The sequence below is a fragment of the Trebonia sp. genome (assembly GCF_049794275.1).
Lineage (GTDB): Bacteria > Actinomycetota > Actinomycetes > Streptosporangiales > Streptosporangiaceae > Trebonia.
The window spans coordinates 1-2787 of sequence record NZ_JBARCR010001316.1 but is presented as its reverse complement, the minus strand read 5'-3'; the positions used below and the strand labels follow the sequence as shown (position 1 = coordinate 2787).

At 70.9% G+C, this 2787-nt stretch carries 4 protein-coding genes; all 4 read right to left on the bottom strand.

What is annotated here, in order from left to right:
- Positions 1 to 1001 (bottom strand): xanthine dehydrogenase family protein molybdopterin-binding subunit (locus tag WA805_RS31860; RefSeq protein ID WP_425244199.1); only part of this gene is annotated, 1001 nt, incomplete at its 3' end.
- A 14-nt stretch (positions 1002 to 1015) separates the two neighbouring features.
- Positions 1016 to 1486 carry a (2Fe-2S)-binding protein gene (locus tag WA805_RS31855; RefSeq protein ID WP_422322712.1) on the bottom strand — a complete coding sequence of 157 codons (471 nt, stop codon included), beginning with the start codon at positions 1484 to 1486 and terminating at the stop codon, positions 1016 to 1018.
- Positions 1487 to 1489: 3 nt separating this feature from the next.
- Positions 1490 to 2362 (bottom strand): FAD binding domain-containing protein, encoded by an 873-nt coding sequence (locus WA805_RS31850; protein ID WP_425244200.1) that lies wholly within the window; start codon positions 2360 to 2362, stop codon positions 1490 to 1492.
- Between the two features lie 96 nt (positions 2363 to 2458).
- On the bottom strand, positions 2459 to 2787 hold a 329-nt coding region (locus WA805_RS31845; RefSeq protein ID WP_425244198.1), incomplete at its 5' end, for an EamA family transporter.

Genomic DNA, 2787 nt, shown 5'->3' with positions numbered 1-2787 from the left:
ACCATCGTGCCCATGACCGGATAGGCGCCGTTGTCGAGCACCATCGTCGCGTCGAGTCCGAGCAGGTCACCGTCGTTACTGACGGCAGCGCGGACGTCGAAGCCCTCCTCGCGCGCCTGCCCGGACGCGGCGAGGTTCTCGCTGCGGTCCTCGATCCACTTGACCGGCCTGCCGAGAGCGCGCGACGCGGCGGCGACGGCGAGCTCCTCTCGCGAGGCGCCGATCTTCAAGCCGAACGAGCCGCCGATATCGCCGGCCAGAACATGCACCTTGTCCGGCTCGATGCCGAGGCGCGTGGCGACGCCCATCCTGGTCATGTGCACGCCCTGCGTCGCGGCATGCACCGTCATGACGCCTGAATCGGCGTCGTAGCTCGCCACGCAGCCGCGTCCCTCCATGGGCACGTTCTGGTGGCGATGCACGTCGATGCGGAACTCGGCGACCCGGTCCGCCGCCGCGAACGTGCCGGCGACGTCGCCGAACTCGCTGCGCTTGTGCGGGCCGATGATGTTGTCGCCCAGGTTGTCGAACAGCCTCGGGCTGCCGGCGTCGAGGGCGACCGCCGCGCTCACGACCGGGGGCAGGTCTTCGTAGTCGACCTCGACCAGATCGCACCCGTCCTCGGCCAGGTACCGGCTTTCGGCGACCACGATCACCACCGGGTCGCCGACGAAACGCACCTTGTCGGTCGCCAGCAGGGTGTACTCGGGCTTGGGCCCGTCGCCGCCCATCATCGCGAACAGCGGGTCCTGCCCGGGGACCGTCACCGCTTCCAGGTCCGCCCCGGTGAGCACGAGGACGACTCCGGGGAGCGCCTGGGCGGCCGAGACATCCACCGCGAGCACCCGCCCGTGGGCCAGCGGCGAGCGCACGAACGCCGCGTGCAGCATCCCCGGCAGCTTGAGGTCGTCCACGTAGCGCCCGCGGCCCGTGAGGATGCGCGGGTCCTCCGAGCGCTTGATGCTGGCGCCCGTGTACCGCTCGGCCGCGATCTGAGCCATCGTCGCTCCCTAGGTCAGGCTTCCCTGCTGCGCTGCGCGGCCAGCAGAACGCCGTCGATGATGCTCTGGTACCCGGTGCACCGGCAGATGTTGCCGGACAGCGCTTCCCTGATCTCCTGCTCGCCGGCGTCCGGGTGGGCACCGAGGTAAGCGGTGGCCTGCATCACGAACCCCGGCGTGCAGAATCCGCACTGGAAACTGTGCGAGTCCCACATCGCCTGCTGCAGCGTGCCGAGGCCGCCATCTGTCGTCAGTCCCTCGATCGTGGTGATCTCGCTGCCGGCGGCCTGGACGGCCAGCATCAGGCACGAGCGCACCGCCCTGCCGTCGACAATGACGGTGCACGCGCCGCAGACCCCGTGCTCGCAGCCGATGTGCGTGCCGGTGAGATCGAGGTCATCGCGCAGGAAGTCCGCCAGCGTCTTGCGCGCTTCCACTGAGCCGGTGCGCGGGGCCCCGTTCACCTGCACGGTGACTTCTACCATCGGTCACTGCCTCTCGTCGGCGTTGTCCGCGGCCGCCTGCAGCCCGCGACGGACCAGGGTGGCCGCAATCTGCTTCCGGTACTCCGGCGACCCGTTCAGGTCGGCAGGCGGATCGAGGGCGGCGGTCGCCACGCGGGCCGCCTCAGCGAACAGCTCCGCCGACGGCCGCTGGCCGACCAGGAGATCCTCCGCCTCCGCCGCCCGGACCGGCACGTCAGAAACGCCGGCGAACGCCAGCCGGGCATCGCTGATCACGCCGTCGGCCAGCGTCAGCGACACCGCCAGGCCGACGATGGCGAAGTCGCCATGGCGCCTGGCGACCTCAAGGAAGGCAACACCGGTGCCCGGTCCCGCTGCCGGGAAGCGGACCTCGGCGAGGATCTCGTCGGGCCGGCGGGACGTCGCCAGGTAGCCCTCGAACCAGTCCGCCGCCGGGACGACACGTTCGCCCGCCCGGCCCCGCACGACGAACTCGGCGTCGAGGGCACGCGCGACCGCCGGCAACTCGGCCGCCGGATCGGCGTGCGCCAGGCTGCCGCCGATCGTGCCGCGGCTGCGGATCGCCTCATGGCCGATCAACGGCAACGCGGCCGCCAGCAGCGGCACGGTATCGCCGACCGTCGCCGAGTCCTCGGCCACGTACTCGCGCGTCATCGCGCCGATAGTCACCCGGCCGTCTTCCACCGCCACGAGGGACAGCTCACTCAGGCCGTTGATGTCGATGAGCACCGCGGGGCGGGCCAGCCGGAGCGCCATCAGCGGGATCAGGCTCTGGCCTCCGGCGAGCACGCTGGCCTCGTCCTGGTGCTCAGCCAGCAAGTCGACCGCTTCAGCCATGGTGGTGGGCGCCTCGTACTCAACGTAGGGCAGCTTCATCGGCACCCGTCCCTCAACGCCTCATGACTCACGCGGCTTCGACCCTAGCGACGTTACACATCCAAGACGTGACCTGGAAGAGAAGTCTCACCTGACCTACCTGGAGCCCATGGTGGAGCCGGCGCTCGCGACGACCACGATGACGACCGCCGCGAGCGCGACAGCCGAGGCGTGCTGGCCGAGCAGCAGCCAGCCGGCCATCGTCGCGACGGCGGGCTCCAGGCTGAGCAGGATCCCGAAGACGCGCTTCGGCGCCCGGCGCATCGCGGCGAGTTCGAGTGAGTAGGGCACGACAGAGGCCAGCATCGCCATGCCGAAGGCCAGCGGCATCAGGTGCGGGGCCGACGCGATCTGCGCCGCGCCGCGCGCCCCGAACGGCACCAGGATCAGCGCGCCCGCGGTCATCGCCACGGCGAGGCCACCGC

Coding starts and splice junctions, on each gene's coding strand:
- WA805_RS31855 (WP_422322712.1), bottom strand. CDS start 1,486: ATGGTAGAAGTCACCGTGCAGGTGAACGGGGCCCCGCGCACCGGCTCA.
- WA805_RS31850 (WP_425244200.1), bottom strand. CDS start 2,362: ATGAAGCTGCCCTACGTTGAGTACGAGGCGCCCACCACCATGGCTGAA.